Genomic DNA, 20,037 nt, shown 5'->3' with positions numbered 1-20,037 from the left:
TTATTATATACATCCTTAAAAAATGTATTTAAATAAATTTAATCCTACAGAAAAACTCTTTTTAATATTTACTAAATACTACGCTGCCTTATAATTTTGATAACATTTTTCTCAATTCATCAATATCATTTACTGGAGCCATACATGATTTTCCTTTACATAAATAATATGTAGATTTTTCATTTATAAGATCATATTCCTTAAGAAATGGTGCTAAATCTTCTATTTCATTTCTATTTTCATCATTCTTAATTATTGTTGTTAAATTAAAAATAGGTCTTTCACTTAATAAATCTTTGATTTTTTCTTCTTCACCTTTATCATTAGTAACACATACTAATTCTTGTGATTCATTTAAAGCAAATGATGCAGCCATTAAAAAGAATGAATGATTTATCTCTTCATTAAATACTGAGCCACAAATAAAATCAAATTGTTTCTCTGCCATTTCTTCAAGAGTTAAATCACCAGTAAGTCTTGCAAGCTTTATTAAATTGTAAGCTGCAACAGAATTTCCTGAAGGCATAGCACCATCAAAAAGTTCCTTAGGTCTAGCAATTAATTTTTCACTATCCTCACCATAAAGGAAGAATCCATCTTTTTCATTATCCCAAAATAAGTTAATCATATCCTTATTTATTTCAATCGCCTTATTTAAAAACTCAATATCATAGCTACTTTCATAAAGCTCTATAAGTCCAAAACAAAGAAAAGCATAGTCATCTAAATAAGCTTTATGACGCGAATCCTTATCTCTATACCTTGCAAGAAGCCTTTTATTTTCGTCCATCAAGTTATTGAAAATAAACTCTACTGCTTTCTTAGCATATTCAAAGTATCTTTCATCCTCAATAACTTTATAGGCTTTTCCAAGTGCAGCTATCATAAGTCCATTCCATGAAGTTAAGATTTTATCATCTTTATGTAATTCCGTTCTGTCACTTCTATATTGAAGTATTTGTTCACTAAGTAACTTTATCCTATCATCTGACTTATGAAAGTTTTTATTTTTTATTAAATTCGGAATGCTCTTGCCCTCAAAGTTCCCATCAGAAGTTATGTCAAAATAATCATTAAAATACGTACCATCTTCTTCTCCTAAAACACTTAAAATTTCTAAAGGTTCAAAAACATAATATTTTCCCTCTTCACCTTCGCTATCTGCATCTTCAGCACAGTAAAATCCACCATTTTTACTAGTAAGCTCTCTAAATACATATTCTAGCACTTTTGTTGCAACCTCTTTGTAAATCTCATTTTTTGTGACCTCGTACCCCTGTAAATATGAAATAACAAGCAAAGCATTATCATAAAGCATCTTTTCAAAGTGTGGTACCAACCACTTATTATCCGTAGAATATCTCGAAAAACCAAAACCTATATGATCAAATATTCCACCTCTATACATAGAAATCAAAGTTTTTTCAGCCATTTCTAAAGCTTTAATTTCTTTATGAGATTTATAATATCTAAGCAAAAACATTGTTATATGAGGCGTCGGAAATTTAGGTGCATCACCAAAGCCTCCATACTTTTCCTCAAAAGCGTGTAAAATTTGATTATACCCATTTTTTAATGTCTTAGATGTCAACTTCAATTTGCTTGTTTCACCATCAAAATAGCCACCAAGTTCTGATAAAATACTATCACCAGATGATATAAGCTTATCCTTATTATCCTTCCATTGCTTATTTATTGAATTTAAAATATCCATAAGTCCTGGCATATTATATTTAGCCTTTTTAGGAAAATAAGTACCTGCAAAAAATGGTTTTTGATCTGGAGTCATTATCACTGTAAGCGGCCAGCCTCCATGGCCGGTTAAGGCTTGGCAAACTGTCATATATACACTATCAATATCTGGTCTTTCCTCTCTGTCCACTTTAATCGCAATAAAACTATCATTCATAATTCCTGCAATTTCCTCATCTTCAAATGATTCGTGGGCCATTACATGACACCAGTGACAAGTTGAATACCCAATCGATAAAAAAATAGGCTTATCTTCCTCTTTAGCTTTTGCAAATGCTTCATCCCCCCATGAATACCAATTTATTGGATTATTAGCATGTTGCAATAAATAAGGAGATTTTTCATTTATTAAATTGTTGGCTTTTATTGTAGATAACATATAAACAACACTCCTTTTATACTTTATTAAAATTATCTTTGCCACGCTGAAAAAATATATACACTTATATAATACATACAATAAAAAGCTTATTACTTTATTATTTTCAGATTAAAATCTTTCTACCTATCCATACTATACTTATGAAAGGAGTGATAGCATGAGTAATGATAGCAGTAAATTTGATAATGAATTCAGTGATTTATCTACAGAAGATATATATTTCATAAGACAAATGGAAAACAGAATAAATGAACACCATAATCCTCCAGTATGCCTTATAGCATATGATAAGCAAACCGAAGATAAGTAAAATTTATAAAGCAGATAATTTAATATTTTTTATAAATTATTACTTAGCATAAAAATCATTTTAAGTGGAAAGTTACTAATGTAAATAATAAATCTTAGATAAAAACATACTATTATTAAACTCTATTAGTTTAAAGGAGGAATAAATATGAGAATTCGAGAAGGAGCAATACCAACCGCATTAGGTACAGTTGTAACAGGTGTAGGTGCAGCTATGGTGGCAGCAGAAATGACACCAGTTATCGCTGCTGGAGTTGTTGGGTTCGGTGCAGCTCACATGGTTCTTGGAGCTATCGATCTAGTTGAACATAAGAAACATCATAGAAGAAGATAAATAAAATAGGCTAATATAATTATCTGGCCTGGTAGATTATAAATTTAATCCACCAGGTTTTTTATTTATTTTTACAATCTAATTTCAATTATATTGATTATTTAGTATATGTAGATTATACTAAAATTAATTTGTCGACAGTATACATTGTATAAATATTGAAATTAATTAATCGTTTTAACACAATCTATAGGAGGATAAAGTAATGGAAAAATATAAAATTGAAAAAGCACCTTCTTACTATGATCAAGCTTACAATTCTATAAAAGCTATGATATTTAACGGTATTTTAAAACCCGGAGATAGGATTTATGAATCCAAACTTGCCAGCGAATTTCAAATAAGCAGAAGTCCAGTAAGAGAAGCTATACGTTCTTTAGAAAAAGATGGACTGCTTGTTATTGGAGATAAATCAAAAATTACAATTTATAAGCCAACTAAAGAAGACATCGAAAATATTTACGAGTGTCGCCAAGCTTTAGAATCTCAAGCTGCAAAATTAACTACTCTTAAAGCATCTGATAAAGAATTAGATGAAATTGAAAAGGTATTAGTAAAAATTCAAAAAAACATAGAAAGCTTTGATGATACACTTACCAAAAGTATTATTGAACTAAATACTAAATTTCATGATTTAATCTTAGATTTCAGTCAAAATAAACATCTAAAAAAATTGAGTAAAGATTTGAGTTCTCTCACTTATTTTTATAGATCTATAGATGTTTATGAACCTGATCGTAATATGGATATTTTCAATCATCATCTTGAGATATTTCATTATATTAAAAAGAGAGATGAAGAAAAAGCATATAAAGCTATGTACAACCACATAGACAACGATTTAAAACATTTGAAAAATATTTTATCAAAGGATTGCATTATATAAGTCAAAGTGTAATCCATTATTCTTTAATTCAATTAGTTAAAAATATATTAAAGGAGAATTTATAATGGTTATTTTTAATGCATTAGGAAGTGTATTCAGTATAGTTCTCATGATTTCTACTGGATTCTTTTTATCTCATAAAGGCTGGTTTGATGAAAAAACTTCAAAGCTTTTTTCAAGACTAGTGTGCAATCTTGCTATCCCCTGCCTCATGATTTCACAATTTACAGAAAGCTTTGATAAAGAGAAACTATTGAGTCTTAGTGATGGATTATTCGCTCCATTTACATCCATGGCTATTGGTTATATAATTGCCGTAATTGTTTCTAAAGCTATTAAAGTGGACAAGAAACGAATTGGTACCTTTAGATCAATGTTTTTTGTATCAAATTCTATATTTATTGGTCTTCCAGTGAATATGGCTTTATTTGGTGAAAAAAGCATCCCGAATGTTTTATTATACTACATAGCAAATACTACATTTTTCTGGACACTTGGTGTATATGAAATTAGTCGTGATGGCGACTCTACCAATGCCAATATCTTTTCCTTTGATACAATAAAACGTATCATGTCACCTCCTTTATTAAGCTTTACTTTTGCTGTTTTACTTATATTACTAGATATTCATCTTCCAAAGTTTGTTCTAGATACTTGCAAATATTTCGGTAATTTAACAACACCATTAGCTATGTTGTTTATAGGGATAACAATTCACTCTGTTAATTTCAAAGAATTTAGATTTAGCTGGGACATGCTAGCAATACTTTTAGGAAGGTTTGTCATTTCTCCTATATTAATTTTGTTATTGTGTAATTTTGCAAATACTCCCTTACTTATGAAAGAAGTATTTGTTATTCAAGCAGCAATGCCAGTCATGACTAATACAGCAATAGTATCTAAACGTTATAATGCAGATTACGAATATGCTACGATAAATACAATTATAACAACTATTTTTAGCTTAATTGTCATTCCTATTTATATGTTATTACTAACTTAAACTCATAAGCATTCATTAATCCATTTATATACGTATAGTATATAATTTCTGCATTGCAAAAATTGTTAATGCTAAACTTTATTCCTTAACATTAAAAAAAGAGCAGCGTTTAAGCTACTCTTTCTAATATAAATTATATATTTATTTTTTATTAAACTTTACAATTTTGATTGTATAAAAATCTATTTCTCTTTATTGGATGCGGTACTTGGTTTACGCACCATCGAATAAATCACAAATACTGTTATTATTACAAATGTCATTTGTACCCCCCCTAATCTATTTGTTAATTATATATTACTATAATCATGTAATCGTATCAATGGACAATTAGTGGCACGAAAAGATAAAAAATACATTTTTAAAGTAATAAACAAAATATCTTTAGTCATTTTTTGAAAAATATAACTTACATTTTTTCGTATAAAAAAATTCCATTAACTAATAATATTATTGTTAATTAAAATAATATTATTAGGAGGTAACAACTATGAAACCAGAAAAAATGAGTTCACCAAACCAAGGAATCAAATGCGTTGTTAATACATGTCAATATTATATGTCAGGTGATCACTGTTGTGCACAACAAATAGAAGTACAACCTAAAAATGCTAGCGATACTCAAGAAACAGACTGTGCTACATTTATCCCTGAAAACCAAATCTAATTTTATGTATGTGCTCGTTGGATTCACTTCAACGAGCTTTATTTTGTATTTATAGGAATCTTTAATCATAAGACATCAGACATCACTATTGAAAGCTAGACTCTTTTATTATATTATATAAACATAACCTAAAAGGAGGTTTGTTTATGCCACGAAAAGGAAAAAGCTTATCGGAAAGTGTTGCTGATGATATACTAGCGATGATTACTATAGATAAAAAATTTAATATTGGTGATAAACTACCAAATGAAAATGAGCTTTCTACTGAATTAAAAGTAAGCAGAACTACTCTAAGAGAAGCCATTCGTATTTTAGTTGCTCACAATATTTTAGAAATTAGGCGAGGCAAAGGCACATTTGTATCAGAAATAAAAAACATTACTGAAAGCATGGGGTTAGAAAATCTTTCTACTCAAAAATTAGATGTTAAAGATTTATATGAGATGAGATTAATTTTCGAACCAGAGACTGCTTACTATGCTGCTAAACGCGCCACTGATAAGGAATTAGAAAGAATATTGTACTACGGAAGACTTGAAGAAGAAATGATCCTAAATAATGAAGATCGAACCGAGGTAGAGAGATCCTTCCATAAATCTATCGCAAAAGCTACTCATAATGAATTTATGAACAAGCTGATGCCTATATTATACAAAGCAATTGATAATGGTGTTATTTTATCCGATGAAAATAAATCAATTCTTCAAAATACTTTAAATGATCATCGCATGATAATGGAGTTTCTGGAGGCTAGAGATGCTGAAGGTGCAAAAACTGCCATGAAAATTCATATTATTAGAGCAATGAAAGATTTAGGTATACCAAATGAATAAGATAAAGTGCTAATTCTTTATATTTATAGAAATAGCACTTTTTTATTTTAATCTTATGTTACAATTGACAACAGACATCATACAACTTATAATTAAAACATACAACGCGATAATTATAAATATATGTAAGGAGAATATACTATGAGAAGTGATGTAATAACAAAAGGATCTAAAAGTGCACCTCAACGTTCATTGCTTAGTGCCTTAGGTTTAACAAAAGAAGAAATGGAAAGGCCTCTTGTAGGTATCGTGAGCTCACAAAATGATATCGTTCCTGGTCATATGAATTTAGACAAAATAGTTGAAGCTGTAAAAATGGGAGTTTCAATGGCTGGAGGTACTCCAATTGTCTTTCCTGCAATTGCTGTTTGTGACGGTATTGCTATGGGACATGAAGGAATGAAATATTCATTAGTTACAAGAGATTTAATTGCAGATTCTACTGAAGCTATGGCAATGGCTCATGCCTTTGATGCATTAGTAATGGTTCCTAATTGTGATAAAAATGTTCCTGGCCTTCTAATGGCTGCAGCAAGAGTTAATATTCCTACAATTTTTGTAAGTGGCGGACCAATGCTTGCCGGAAAAGTTGACGGATGTAAGACAAGCTTATCAAGTATGTTTGAAGCTGTTGGCGCTTACAATGCTGGAAAAATTACAGCTGAAAAATTAGATGAATATGAAAACAACGTATGCCCTACTTGTGGTTCTTGTTCAGGAATGTATACTGCAAATAGTATGAACTGTTTAACGGAAGTACTTGGTATGGGCCTTCAAGGGAATGGTACAATCCCTGCAGTTTATTCAGAAAGAATAAAACTTGCAAAGCATGCTGGCATGAAAATCATGGAATTACTTGAAAAGAACATAAGACCAAGAGATATTATGACAGAAGATGCATTTATGAATGCTATGACTATGGACATGGCTCTTGGCTGCAGTACCAATAGTATGTTGCATTTACCTGCAATTGCACACGAAGTTGGCTTTGATTTAAATGTTGATATAGCTAATGAAATTAGTTCAAAAACACCAAACCTTTGCCATCTTGCTCCTGCAGGGCACACTTATATTGAAGATTTAAATGATGCTGGTGGAATTTATGCTGTTATGAATGAAATAAATAAACTTGGTTTATTAAAAACTAACCTTATAACATGTACAGGAAGAACCGTTGGTGAAAACATTGAAGGATGTGCAAATAAAAACACTGAAGTTATTAGACCAGTCGAAAATCCATATAGTCAAACTGGTGGGATTGCAGTTCTTAAAGGAAATCTAGCACCTGATTCATGTGTCGTTAAGCGTTCAGCCGTTGTGCCAGAAATGTTAAAGCATGAAGGTCCAGCTAAAGTATTTGATTGCGAAGAAGATGCCCTTGAATCCATAAATACAGGAAAAATTGTTGCTGGAGATGTTGTTGTTATCAGATATGAAGGACCTAAAGGAGGCCCTGGTATGAGAGAAATGCTTAATCCAACTTCTGCAATTGCAGGAAGAGGTCTCGGAAGTTCCGTTGCTCTTATAACAGATGGACGTTTTAGTGGCGCTAGCAGAGGTGCTTCAATCGGGCACGTTTCTCCAGAGGCAGCAGTAGGTGGTAACATAGCATTAGTTGAGGATGGAGATATCATCCAAATTGATATTAACGCTAACACTATTAACTTCTTAGTTAGCGATGAAGAATTAGCAAGAAGAAAAGCAAATTGGAAACCAAGAAAACCCAAAATAACTACAGGTTATCTAGCAAGATACGCTGCTCTTGTTACGTCAGGAAATAGAGGTGCTATCTTAGACATTCCTAAATTTTAATTAAACTAATTGTTAATTATATACTTATAGATATCCGAATCTAAAACTAAATTTATGTGGTAATTTACCGAAATCATAAATATTTTGTTCCGAAAATCTATGAAAATATATTTATGATTTCTAGTGAAGATATGAACTTAAAGTTTTAGCAAATTTGTAAATACATTCATCTAATAAGTTAAATTCTTAAATTGGATATCTATAAACAAAATAGTGATATTAATCCACTTTATTTAACTATAATATAGCTACAGATTTCTGATCTAGGAGTGATTCCTATCAACAAAATTTCCGTAGCTATATTTTTTATTCTCAATGAATTTATTTTATTCCTATCACATAAATACAATGTTACATTGTTATAATTTCCTGCCTTTACCTAATATAATAATTCCTATAATTTTTTAATTGCTTCTCTACTATACTCTCCATAAAAGTAATTATTTCATTATATCACATATGATTTATTTGTATTATTTTTACATAAGTATGTTATAATTCAAGGTATATTTATGGAGATATTAATAATTATATAGATATAGATGCTACTTTAGGAGGTATATTTATATGACACAAATAGTTAAAAGAGGCTTTGTTCCATCTGACGAAATTGAATTTAATGAAGAAAACCTAACATTATTAAAAAAAGCTCAAAAGGATATCTATTACTTAATAAATCACGGGTATAGTATAGATAAAAGTGTTGAATTTGTAGGAAATCATTTTTTATTTTCTGCTAGGCAAAGACTAGCATTAAAAAGAAGCATATCTTCTTATAAAGATATTATTAGCAGGCAGAAACGTAAAATATTAGATACATACGAAAATAGCACACTACATATTGATGGTCTTAATATAATTATTACTCTTGAAGTAGCTTTGTCTAACTCAACACTAATTAAATGTATGGACGGAACTCTCCGAGATTTGGCTGGACTTCGTGGAACATATAAGTTAATTGATAAAACAGATACAGCAATAGACTTGATTGGTAAAAGATTGGATAAAATGAAGATACGTAAGGCTATCTTTTATCTTGACTCTCCTGTTTCTAACACAGGAAGATTAAAATCAAGGCTATTAGAACTTCTATATAAATACAACTTCGATATAGAAGTTATTCTTATTCCAAATGCAGATGTTATTCTAAATAAATTGGATCATGTTGTAACTAGCGATGGGATAATTCTTAACACATGTGAAAGTTGGATAAACTTAGCATATGAAATTGTTGAAGCAGAATTACCTAGTACGTCCTATATTGATTTTGAAATTAGATTCTAGTATATTTAAGAATACAACCAATTTATGTAAGAATATAAAAGTTCAAGAATTATATTAACGTAAATTATAACAATCTGAAACTCTGATGAATATATTATTTATAACTAATTTCTGAGGAGTAAAATATAAATGTTAATTGATAATGAGTTCATTAGTGACGATACTATGAACTTCGAAGACTTTAATAGCTTTGAATTTTCACCAATTTTAGATGAATCTGCTGATAAAAAACGTGCACCTTTTACACCAAATAGTGGAGGTTTTCCGCCTCCAGGAAACTATCCTCCTAACTTTAATTTTAATCCTCCTAATTTTGATTATGATAATTCTCCAAATTTTAATTACCCTGGCGGTGGTGTATTCAATCCTCCTGGAGCACCTAAATCTCCACCACCTAATTATGTCCCAAAAAAAAATGATTCTGGAGTTCAAAAAGTCGGAGTTAGCGGTGGTGTAAATGCTAAAGCTGTTAGTTCTAACTCTATAAGATTTTGTCTTTATAAATACACATATATTTGGGAAGAGAATGGAAATAACTATTGGACTTTCTTATTAAGTGTTAACAGACGTACAGTATCTGGTTTTAGATGGTTCCGTAGAAATTGGGTCTATTTCGGATTAGATTTAAGAAGAATAGATTCTTTCATATGCTATAGATCTGATTCTGAATCAGAAGAAAAATGCAATGATTGCATAGATTTAAACAGAAGTGATAAATCATTATTACTAAATAATCAAAAGGAATATTCATTAAATGGAAGTAAGGATGTCTATACTAAAACTCTGGCTTCAATAGATATACCTGATATCAAAGAAGATGTTATGACTAAGACAATAGGTTATTTGGATGATAACGAAATTACTAGCGAAATGCCTTGCGTAAAAGCCAGAAATATTTGTTATAGAATTAACTTAGAAGTAACTTATCCAAGTAATTATGATATAAACTTAAAAAGAAATATAAATAAGTTAGTGGAAGAAGCAAGTAATGATGCTTATGAAATTATATCTTTAAACAGAAACGGTGAAAGCAGTTTTGAACCGCTTGAAACTTTCAATTTATCTGCTAAGTCGATTCCTGATGCTTTTAAAGCTTTCTCTGATTCCTTTAGCAGTAAGCTTAACCTTTTAAACTCCACTATAAACCTTGAAGACATTACTTATTGTATAAGGCATGAAAAGATTTATAACAACTGGAAACCTTATTTTTATAATGATTCATTGTATTAGGTAACAAATAAATTTTATCCATTTCTTACAAATATAACAAGGCTAGAGAAACACATCAACTCTCTAGTCTTATTTTTTATCGTTAAAAGTATTTAAATTGTATAATTTAAATATAGACCTTCTACTTTTTCCCAATCTATTAAGTTCCATATGTTTTTTACATAATCTGCTCTTAGATTTTTATACTTTAAATAATAAGCATGTTCCCACACATCTATGGTCAAAATTGGAACAACCCCATTCATAGCAGGCGAATTTTGATTTAGTGTATTTCTCACTGATAATTTTCCATCTTTATCTTTAACCAAAAAACCATAACCCGATCCAAATTGACCTATAGCTGCATTACTTACTTCGGTCTTTAGAGTATCTAAATCACCAAATGTATTATGTATCTCATCTAATAATTTTCCTTCTGGAGCTTTCTTTGGATTTGGCGAAAGAAGTGCAAAATACAAATTATGATTTGATACACCTCCACCTTGATCTATTACTCCTTGCCTAATTTCTTCTGGCAACTCATTCACATTTGCTAACAATTGATCTAAAGATTTACCTTCTGTATACTGCTCATAGCCTTTTATAAGCGAATTTAAATTATCTACATATTTTTGAAGATGCTTACTATAATGTGTTTCAACTGTTTCTGCATCTATATATGGTTCTAATGCATCAAATGCATATGGTAATTGGATTTTATCAAACATATTTCATCTCTCCTTAGTATTTTATTAATCTGAAATATTAATAGTTTTAGCAAGAAAGAGTGATTTATGTATTGTAACTTATATTTATAATATTATATATCTATCTCCCATGGGTTTTCCTTATTTTCTGAGAATAATATGCAGCTTTTTATTGAATTTTCAATCATATCACTTACCGCTTGATCTGTATAAAAAGCTGCATGAGGTGTTATTATTACATTAGTAAAAGACTTTAGAATAGCTAAATTTCTATTTTTTAAAGTCTCTCCCTTTAGATCACTATAATAAATATTAGATTCCTGTTCAATAACATCTAAAGCAGCTCCTCCTATCTTTTTACTTTCAATTCCATGTATTAAATCATTTGTATTAATTAATGATCCACGGGCAGTATTAATAATAAAGACTCCATCTTTCATTAATTTAATGGCTTTCTTATTAATTATATGATAATTATCATCTGTAGCCGGCATATGCAATGTTATAATATCACTATATTTAAATAAATTTTCCAAATCTACATATTCAGCATTTGATTTCACTTCATCATTTTCATATATATCATGTGCTAATATCTTACAACCAAAACCACTTAAATGCTTGATAACGGTCCTCCCTATTTTCCCTGTCCCTACAACACCTATAGTCAAGTTAGGTAATTCCTTACCTTGAATACCCCTTAAAGAAAAGTCTTGCACATTGCTTCTTTCCATTATAAGTTTGACTTTTCTAACTGCCATTAATATTAACATTATAGTATAATCTGCTACGCTATTTGGTGAATACGTCACATTCCCTACACGAACCCCAAGTTCCTTAGCCTTTTTCAAATCTATATGATCATATCCAATAGTCCTTGTTGATATAAATTTGACACCTAACTCATGAAATTTTCCAACTAATTCTGAGTTTATATTTGTTGTAATTATACTGATACAATCAAAACCTTTTGCAAGAGGTGCTGTTTCTAAACTTGGTTCCTCATTACATAAAACAACTTCAACATTATACTTTTTACTAAATTCTTCGAAATACTGTGTTTCATCACGCCTATGACTATATGCTAAAATTCTCATTTAATATCAGTTCCTTTCAGAAATTATTATTTCTACAGTATTTATTTAATTCTAATTTTACCATACTTTTTAACTTATTTTCCAAATTATTCATTAATTAATCATTCCTCTAATAAAGCAAGTTAAATATAAACTTCCTAATAAAAGCAGATTCCCTATTCTGCTTCATAGTAACATTTTTATATTTCTTGTAAACTCCTAATATAAATTACGGCGATTGTGGTTGTGCTTAGCACTCTTTTCATATATGTAGACTTTTTACGCATCTACTTTTTGAACTCATGTAAGAAAAATATAGCACGCCAAAAAAGGAGCTCAACTGCTCCTCTTATAATTATGAATTATTATATTGTTTTAAAACGAACTTATTAATAGCATAATATTTAAAATAGTAACTATTCCTGCAATACTCCATAAAACAATCTTTTCTAATGTAGTATTTTTATATTTTCCCATTACTTTCTTTGATGATGTTAAATATATTTGCGTGAAAATTGTTATTGGTAATTGTATACTTAATAGCATTTGGGAATAAAGTAATCCCTCAAATGGATTGCTAATAAAAAATATAATAACTAAGGCAACCAGTGTAGTTATTAATACTCCAATCTTACTGCTTTTACTGTTTATATCATATTCTTCTCCAAATAAACCAGCGAATATTGATCCTCCAGCCATACCAGCTGTAACTGATGATGCTAATCCAGCAAAAAGCAATGCTATAGCAAATATTATCGAAGCTGAATTTCCAAGCAATGGTTTTAACATTGTTTGAGCTTGTTCAAGTTCGGTAACCTGAACATTATTATTATAAAATGTTATTGCTACTAAAATCATAGCACTATTTATTATAAATCCAATTATCATTGATAACATTGTATCCATAAATTCATACTTTAACTGTCTCTCTAATATGGACTTATCTTTTAAATTCCATTTTCTACTCTGGATTACTTCTGAATGTAAAAATAAATTGTGTGGCATAACTACAGCCCCCAATACACTCATTATTATTGGTAGGGAATTTACTGGAATGCTAGGTACAACTGCACTACGTATTGCTTCTCCCCAATTTATATTCACTAAGAAGGTTTCAAATATAAATGATATTCCTATAATTGATACAAATCCAATTATTACTTTTTCTATTTTCTTGTATGAATTGGAAAATAGCATAAATATAATTACTACAGCAGAAATTAATGCACCTAATTTTAATGGAATATTAAATAACATGTCCAAAGCTATTGCAGCTCCTAATACTTCTGCCATAGCAGTACTCACTGCTGCTAACATTGCTGTTATTGTAATTACTCGTCCTAAAAATTTATTTATATGTTTATTAATTGCTTCCGAAATACATAATCCTGTTACTATTCCTAAGTGAGCAGCATTATGTTGTAATATTATAAGCATTATTGTTGATAGAGTAACAATCCAAAGCAGTTTATATCCATAATTAGATCCTGCTGCAATGTTTGATACCCAATTTCCTGGATCTATAAAACCTACTGTAACTAAAATTCCTGGTCCAATATATTTTAATAGATCTTTTCCGATTAATTTATTTTTAGTTAAATCTTTATTTTTCTCATTCATATATAGATCCACTCCTTTCTTCTACTTATTATATGATAATGATTATCAACTGTAAAGTGCCTTTTATTTTCTTTATTATATAACTTATTATTATTTACCTAATTTATCCCTTCTTAATTATAATATATAAAGATATAGTTTTTAACCCTAATCGGTGACAAACTTCTAATTGTTTTAATAAAAAAATAACATAAGTTGTAAAATCATAAATAACTTATGTTACTCCCATCATATATATATCAGTATAAATCTATTTTCCTTCTAATTATCTCCATCTAAAATATTTCCAAGCATTCCAAGTACGCTGCCTTCTTCTCTATTTTTTCCGCCAGAAGTTGGAGCTGCTGCAAATACACGTTCCGCAAGCCTGCTAAATGGTAAGCTTTGAACCCATATCTTTCCCGGCCCTGTTACAGTTGCAAAGAATACTCCCTCCCCGCCAAAAAGTGTATTCTTAATTCCACCTATAAATTGTATATCATAATGCACATCTTTAGTCATAGCAACTAAACATCCAGTATCTATTTTTAATGTTTCTCCAGGCAATAAGTTTCTTTCAACTATTGCACCACACGCATGTATAAAAGCTAAGCCATCCCCTTCTAATTTTTCGAGTATGAACCCTTCACCTCCAAAAAAACCTACACTTAACTTTTTTCTAAAATCTATTCCTACAGATACACCTTTAGCAGCACATAAAAAAGCATCTTTTTGACATATTAGTTTTCCTCCTAATAAACTCAAGTCCATAGGAATTATTTTTCCTGGATAAGGTGCCGCAAAATAAACTTTTTCTTTTAATGTTCCCGAATTTGTAAATGCGGTCATAAACAAACTTTCTCCAGTTAGCACTCTTTTTCCTGCCGAAAAAATTTTATTCATAAAACTGTTGCCGCTTTGTTTTGATCCATCTCCAAATATAGTTTCCATTTGTATATTTGGATCCATCATCATCATTGCTCCAGCCTCTGCTATTACAGTTTCTGTAGGATCAAGTTCAATTTCTACATATTGTATATCGTCACCTTTTATCTTATAATCAATCTCATGCGAATACATCAGTTGTACTCCCCCTTATTGCTAAAATTTTAATTTTCTTAATCAACTTTTTATTGATTATTTATAATAAATTTATCATTCTGTAACATTTCTGTAACATAAATCTATTATAATAATATTTGTAAAGTAGTTAAAGCATTATTATTAACCCTAATTTAAAAATACTTATAAATAGTATTTTAGAATGGCTTATTCCCCTAAATAAGTCATTCTTTTTTTCTATCCTATTTTATTATATTGAGTCACACATGTTCTCTAAATCACTTTAAATTCTTTGTAAGCCCCAACGTTGTATCTGTTGTTTCCATATCTACCTTATACTGCTCGCCTAAATCATAAGCATTGTAATAACCTTTCTCCATCATGTAATTTGATATTTTTTCATGAGTTTGAATTGCATCTTGTAATTGCTTCTTTAATATAGCTCTAACTTCTAATGAAGTTGATTCTGTTATTGCAACAGCATAATTTTGTACTCCGCTCTTGGCCGAAATTAAAAAGTCAGTAGCTATAACTTGATCAGTCATTTTGCTCATTCCTGTAAGACTTTCTATTAATCCATTCATAATTCCGTCTCCTTTCTAAAATTAAGTATTTATTCTTCTGAAGATGCAATATTAGATTTTTCCATAAGACTTCTCAACTCTTCAATATGTTTTTCTGATACAGACACCTCTTGTTTCAATATTGATTTTAATTCTTCATCAGAAACCAATGGTGACATAGTAAGAGCTTTAGTTAAACATGTATTTTTGAATGTTAATATTTCATGCAACTGCATAGTTTCATTTGGTGCAATACTTTGATCATTCATTTTTTTACCCTCCTTAATAAATAAACTTTTCCTATGGTTTTAAAACAACTTTAATACATCCGTCAGTCTTTGTATCAAATACTTCATATCCATATGGCGCTTGATCAAGGGGCAATCTGTGAGTAATAATATCACTTGGGTCTACTTTTCCTTCAGCAAGTAGCTTGTAAAGTGTTGGCATATATGGAATAACTGGAGCTTGACCTGTTCTTATATTAATATTACGATTCATTATATCTCCAAAAGGAAATGCGTTATATCTTCCTCCATAAACTCCAGTAACTTGAATCATTCCACCTTTTCTCACTGCCTGAGTAGCTATAACAAATCCACCTAATGATCCACTTTGAAGTTTTAAACCTGATCCTAAAAACTCCATTGGTGTCATTTTTCCATCCATTCCAACACAGTCTATTACTACATCTGCTCCACCATGAGTGATTTCTCTTAGATATTCCCCTGTATTCTCATGTTGTTCGAAATTAACAGTTTCAACTTTATTATGTCTCCTTGCATGCTCTAACCTATAATCGATATAGTCAACTGCTATTACCCTCTCTGCACCGTGCATCCAGCAGAACTTTTGTGCTAATAGTCCTACAGGCCCACAACCTAACACAATAACAGTATTACCTTTCTTAACCCCAGCATTTTCTACGCTCCAATAAGCTGTTCCCATTGCATCTGACATCAATAATAATTTTTCATCCTCTACTTCACAATCTTCTGGAATTTTGAAAGGAGTAAAATTAGCATAAGGCACTCTCATATACTCTGCCTGGCCTCCTGGATATCCTCCAAATGTATCTGAATATCCAAAAAATCCTCCATTTTCTCCATTGGGATTTGAATTATCGCACATACATGTTAAATCATGTTTACAATAAAAACACTCTCCACAACTTACATTAAAAGGCACTATTACTCTATCACCTTTTTTCAATTTCGTAACTTCCGGTCCTACCTCTTCAACAATCCCCATGGGTTCATGTCCTATGATATAATCTTGTGGTAAGTTTGGAACCATATCATGAATTAAGTGCAAATCAGAACCACATATTGCTGTACTTGTAAGCTTAACGATAATATCGTCAGCCTTTTGAATTTTAGGATCTTTGACTTCTTTAACTTTTACATTCTTTATTCCTTGAAATGTTACAGCCTTCATTAAATAATTACCTCCTTTTTTATTTTTCTAGTGTTGCAAACATGCCACTTCTACTTGTGTCTCCAGGAAATAAATCCAAACTAGCAATTTGAGATATTGTTGTAGATGATTCAATATCCATTTGAAATTGCTTTTCTAGGTTTGTAGGATGAAACCAACCTTTTTCTACCATAAGATTTGATATTTCTTCATGCATAAGAATCGCATCATTTAACTGATTCTTTAGAACAGTTCTAACTTCTGGAGTTGTCGCCTCAGTCAATGCAATCGCGCAATTTCTCACACCACTTTTTGCATTTAATAAAAAGCCTAGAGACATATTTGCATCCACAAGTTTAGGCATACCCTCTGCATTTCTTATTTCTAAATAATCATTAATCATAATTTTCCCTCCTTTGTTTTCTAGCATTTTTACAAACAATTTATATATAAAATTCTCATCTTATTTTAGGAGCTTTTTTCAATAAATTTTGTAAGTTACTTATTGCTGTTATAGATTGTTGTACATCCTTTTCTAATAATGCCTTTAGATCTTGATCGAAGACTACACCTTCCATCATTTTTGATGTAGTCATGCATATAGTTTTGAAGTTTAACATTTCATGAACTTGCATTGTCTCATTTGGTGCTAGATGTTGGTTTTCCATAAATTCACCTCCTTGACTTCCTTACTAATAAATGTATTCTTCCACACGCAGCTTTTAGTTATGCAATTAACTAAACAAAATAGATACAATCAATAAGAAAATGGATAAAGCTACTAACGCTAAATACCCCTATAGGATAAAATTTAATTTTCTATCCTATAGGGGTAAAATCATTCTCTTATATTATTTAAGTCCCTTTATTATATAAGTATAATTATTTATATGAAATTAATTAAAATACTTAACTCTATATTTTTTTACAACGAGCAATCAATTTTTATATATGTATTATCCACAATTTGATAATTTAATTTTGATTTTAAATTTTTAACTGCAGATAACTTCTCAATATAATCAATATCAGATAAAGTTACATCTTTTAATCCTGCGATAAATTCAACCTCAGAATTTCTCTTCAATTTATCATTTATAACTTTCTTAAGTTCATTGTTTATATTCATAAAATACCCACACTCCTCATCTACATAGTAATTATTTTCTATACATAATATAGGTATATCATAGCATATTTTGTTGAATTATTCAATTTATTCACTATTTTCCTTTTATTTAAATTGAGTACACTGGCACTTAATCTTCTCATAATTTTAGTAGAAATCTTTTTTTAATTGACATAATATTGCCACAATTATCCTTTATTATAATATTATAAACAATTTATATTAATTGTTCTCCTATTAAATAAATATACAACAAATCAGTATTCAGGATAACTTGATTCCCTTAAACAAGTTATCCTTTTTATTATTTATTAATATATTTAATTCATATAAGACTAATAACTCTAATAAAATTGTATAACACTTTAATCTCATGACAAATTTTGTAACTTTTTATATCAAAGTCACTCTATATTCATATAGTAAGTTAAATATTTGACAATCATATAATTCAATATCAAAAAAAGGCTTAAGTATTAACTGCTTAGCCTTTTTTGGTGATTACCATCTCTCACAAACTATATTTTTATACCCTATTTTTATACCCACTTATATTCTACCATATTCCAACATAATTTCACGTATTTTCGTACTACATTTTCATCTATATATTGATGTTTTATAACAAAATGCATCAATATATCTGTAATTTCATGTCGTTTAAAATCATTATTAATCTAAATTTACATAAAATATTCGTTAAAAAATTATCTAGTTACCTGTAATATTTTATAAATATTATTATTTTAATATAATATTATTTTATTCTATAAAAATAATACTTGAAACTAAAATAAATTCTCCATATTTATTCACTATCATACGCATTAATTGCTATTGGTAATGATTGAATTACTATATTACCTACGGCTGGTAATCCGATTAAAACAGCACTTATTATTTCTTCCCTTGTTGCTCCAAGAGATTTTGCATGTTTAACATGGAAAGGCAGACCACCTTCAAGTCTTGAAGACGCTAAAACTGCAATATATGCAAGTTCCTCTGTTTTCGAATCAAGTTTACTCACTGAATCTAATTTTTGAACTGTCTCCATCCATATCTCCTGATACTCTGGTGCCTCTTTCATAAAAGTTTTAAACGCATTACTAACTGATGACATATCACTCATCCTCTTATCCTCCAATCATTTTTGTTAATTTAACTTATTAATTATATAATCCCATATAGCAAGTGCTGAATTTTTCTTACCATCTGAGGATTCCAACAAGTTTTTAATGTATTTATATTTTCTTTATATGAGGTGTCTTTAATTATATTTCTTATAGCCAATTGTATTTTTGGTGCATTCCATCTGTTAATTGGTATTCGTATTCCAGCACCTTTCATTACTACATTATCAAGATTTATCTGCTGTTCTGGCTGCATTGCAAATCCAACAATAGGAGTACCACTTGCAATAGCAGTTTGGACTGTTCCTTGCCCACCATATAGCACCCCTCCACTATAATCAGCTTTGTCTAAAAATTTTCATTAATAAAGTTTTCAATCCAAGAAATCTCAGTATCTATAAATGCTATTGGTCTTTCAAACAATGCTTTTATATGTGGCCTCTCCTTTGCTGTAGGATGCTGATCATATCTTTTATTTAAGAATTCTTTTCTATCTTTCAAATTTTCTTTATGGTTAATTAAAGCTTTTTTAAATTCTTCCTTGGTCACTAAATAAGAAAATAATAAACCTATATCAAATTCACTAGGATCATTCTTATATTCGCTTATCATTTTTATAATCTGATTCCTAATAATTACTTTGGTTTCTTCTTTTATGAAATATACTTTTCTCTTAGGCGAACCATATTCTTTTTCATATCTGGAACCAATATAGCCTTTCTTTTCAAGTTTATTCAAAGAATTATAGATTGACGAAAATCCAATATCCGTCCACCCTCTCATATTTCTTTGTTCTATTACAGTTTCAAATTCGTATCCATAATAATCTTTATCATATAAAAGTGATAAAAGTATCACCTCAATTTGTGTCATATTCATTCCAC

Annotated in this window: 23 protein-coding genes; 9 read left to right on the top strand and 14 right to left on the bottom strand. The window is 29.7% G+C overall.

The window, feature by feature from the left end:
- Positions 1–88 precede the first annotated feature (88 nt).
- Complete coding sequence (locus F3K33_RS07870; RefSeq protein ID WP_039772871.1) at positions 89–2,131, bottom strand: thioredoxin domain-containing protein; 2,043 nt, start codon at positions 2,129–2,131, stop codon at positions 89–91.
- A 160-nt stretch (positions 2,132–2,291) separates the two neighbouring features.
- Here F3K33_RS07870 and F3K33_RS26305 point away from each other — a divergent pair, with 160 nt between their 5' ends.
- The 9 genes from F3K33_RS26305 (at position 2,292) to F3K33_RS07830 (ending at position 10,492) form a co-directional block, all read left to right on the top strand.
- On the top strand, positions 2,292–2,444 hold the full coding sequence (locus F3K33_RS26305; RefSeq protein ID WP_023976360.1) for a hypothetical protein: 153 nt from the start codon (positions 2,292–2,294) through the stop codon (positions 2,442–2,444).
- A gap of 147 nt (positions 2,445–2,591) precedes the next feature.
- Positions 2,592–2,777 (top strand): asparagine synthase, encoded by a 186-nt coding sequence (locus F3K33_RS07865; protein ID WP_039772873.1) that lies wholly within the window; start codon positions 2,592–2,594, stop codon positions 2,775–2,777.
- A 205-nt stretch (positions 2,778–2,982) separates the two neighbouring features.
- Positions 2,983–3,663, top strand: coding sequence for a GntR family transcriptional regulator (locus F3K33_RS07860; RefSeq protein WP_023976361.1), 681 nt, complete (start codon positions 2,983–2,985; stop codon positions 3,661–3,663).
- A gap of 64 nt (positions 3,664–3,727) precedes the next feature.
- Complete coding sequence (locus tag F3K33_RS07855; RefSeq protein WP_039772875.1) at positions 3,728–4,666, top strand: AEC family transporter; 939 nt, start codon at positions 3,728–3,730, stop codon at positions 4,664–4,666.
- Between the two features lie 490 nt (positions 4,667–5,156).
- Complete coding sequence (locus F3K33_RS07850; protein ID WP_017208809.1) at positions 5,157–5,333, top strand: DUF1540 domain-containing protein; 177 nt, start codon at positions 5,157–5,159, stop codon at positions 5,331–5,333.
- A gap of 146 nt (positions 5,334–5,479) precedes the next feature.
- Positions 5,480–6,166, top strand: a complete 687-nt coding sequence (locus F3K33_RS07845; RefSeq protein WP_011968839.1) for a FadR/GntR family transcriptional regulator — start codon at positions 5,480–5,482, stop codon at positions 6,164–6,166.
- Positions 6,167–6,307: 141 nt separating this feature from the next.
- Positions 6,308–7,978 carry a dihydroxy-acid dehydratase gene (ilvD, locus tag F3K33_RS07840; protein ID WP_039772877.1) on the top strand — a complete coding sequence of 557 codons (1,671 nt, stop codon included), beginning with the start codon at positions 6,308–6,310 and terminating at the stop codon, positions 7,976–7,978.
- 567 nt (positions 7,979–8,545) lie between these two features.
- Positions 8,546–9,262: a DUF434 domain-containing protein gene (locus F3K33_RS07835; protein ID WP_039772879.1), complete on the top strand. Its 717-nt coding sequence runs from the start codon at positions 8,546–8,548 to the stop codon at positions 9,260–9,262.
- 129 nt (positions 9,263–9,391) lie between these two features.
- Positions 9,392–10,492 (top strand): hypothetical protein, encoded by a 1,101-nt coding sequence (locus F3K33_RS07830; RefSeq protein ID WP_011968836.1) that lies wholly within the window; start codon positions 9,392–9,394, stop codon positions 10,490–10,492.
- A gap of 92 nt (positions 10,493–10,584) precedes the next feature.
- Here F3K33_RS07830 and F3K33_RS07825 read toward each other — a convergent pair whose 3' ends face one another.
- The 13 genes from F3K33_RS07825 to F3K33_RS07765 form a co-directional block, all read right to left on the bottom strand.
- A complete protein-coding gene (locus F3K33_RS07825; RefSeq protein ID WP_039772882.1) occupies positions 10,585–11,199 on the bottom strand; it encodes a superoxide dismutase in 615 nt (204 codons plus the stop codon).
- A gap of 92 nt (positions 11,200–11,291) precedes the next feature.
- Entirely contained in the window at positions 11,292–12,275 is a 984-nt protein-coding gene (locus F3K33_RS07820) for a D-isomer specific 2-hydroxyacid dehydrogenase family protein (RefSeq protein WP_039772885.1), read from the bottom strand.
- A gap of 354 nt (positions 12,276–12,629) precedes the next feature.
- Entirely contained in the window at positions 12,630–13,874 is a 1,245-nt protein-coding gene (locus F3K33_RS07815; protein ID WP_011968833.1) for an Nramp family divalent metal transporter, read from the bottom strand.
- Positions 13,875–14,135: 261 nt separating this feature from the next.
- The gene (locus F3K33_RS07810) at positions 14,136–14,933 is read right to left on the bottom strand and encodes a TIGR00266 family protein (RefSeq protein WP_039772887.1); all 798 of its coding nucleotides are present in this window, start codon (positions 14,931–14,933) and stop codon (positions 14,136–14,138) included.
- Between the two features lie 260 nt (positions 14,934–15,193).
- Positions 15,194–15,499, bottom strand: a complete 306-nt coding sequence (locus tag F3K33_RS07805) for a spore coat protein (protein WP_017208801.1) — start codon at positions 15,497–15,499, stop codon at positions 15,194–15,196.
- Positions 15,500–15,528: 29 nt separating this feature from the next.
- Positions 15,529–15,747: a spore coat protein gene (locus F3K33_RS07800; protein WP_023976369.1), complete on the bottom strand. Its 219-nt coding sequence runs from the start codon at positions 15,745–15,747 to the stop codon at positions 15,529–15,531.
- Positions 15,748–15,778: 31 nt separating this feature from the next.
- On the bottom strand, positions 15,779–16,915 hold the full coding sequence (locus F3K33_RS07795) for a zinc-dependent alcohol dehydrogenase (protein WP_017208799.1): 1,137 nt from the start codon (positions 16,913–16,915) through the stop codon (positions 15,779–15,781).
- Positions 16,916–16,934: 19 nt separating this feature from the next.
- Positions 16,935–17,297 (bottom strand): spore coat protein, encoded by a 363-nt coding sequence (locus F3K33_RS07790; RefSeq protein WP_026886363.1) that lies wholly within the window; start codon positions 17,295–17,297, stop codon positions 16,935–16,937.
- Between the two features lie 55 nt (positions 17,298–17,352).
- Positions 17,353–17,562 carry a hypothetical protein gene (locus F3K33_RS07785; protein ID WP_017208797.1) on the bottom strand — a complete coding sequence of 70 codons (210 nt, stop codon included), beginning with the start codon at positions 17,560–17,562 and terminating at the stop codon, positions 17,353–17,355.
- A 257-nt stretch (positions 17,563–17,819) separates the two neighbouring features.
- Positions 17,820–18,023, bottom strand: a complete 204-nt coding sequence (locus F3K33_RS07780) for a hypothetical protein (RefSeq protein ID WP_039772891.1) — start codon at positions 18,021–18,023, stop codon at positions 17,820–17,822.
- Positions 18,024–18,831: 808 nt separating this feature from the next.
- Complete coding sequence (locus F3K33_RS07775; RefSeq protein WP_039769022.1) at positions 18,832–19,152, bottom strand: carboxymuconolactone decarboxylase family protein; 321 nt, start codon at positions 19,150–19,152, stop codon at positions 18,832–18,834.
- 41 nt (positions 19,153–19,193) lie between these two features.
- Entirely contained in the window at positions 19,194–19,478 is a 285-nt protein-coding gene (locus F3K33_RS07770; protein WP_039769023.1) for a glycosyltransferase, read from the bottom strand.
- A gap of 23 nt (positions 19,479–19,501) precedes the next feature.
- On the bottom strand, positions 19,502–20,026 hold the full coding sequence (locus tag F3K33_RS07765; RefSeq protein WP_105412198.1) for a PadR family transcriptional regulator: 525 nt from the start codon (positions 20,024–20,026) through the stop codon (positions 19,502–19,504).
- Positions 20,027–20,037 lie beyond the last annotated feature (11 nt).

This window comes from Clostridium beijerinckii, from assembly GCF_008705175.1.
Lineage (GTDB): Bacteria > Bacillota > Clostridia > Clostridiales > Clostridiaceae > Clostridium > Clostridium beijerinckii.
Note: the sequence above shows the minus strand (reverse complement) of the source record. Positions and strands in the feature narration are given on the sequence as shown.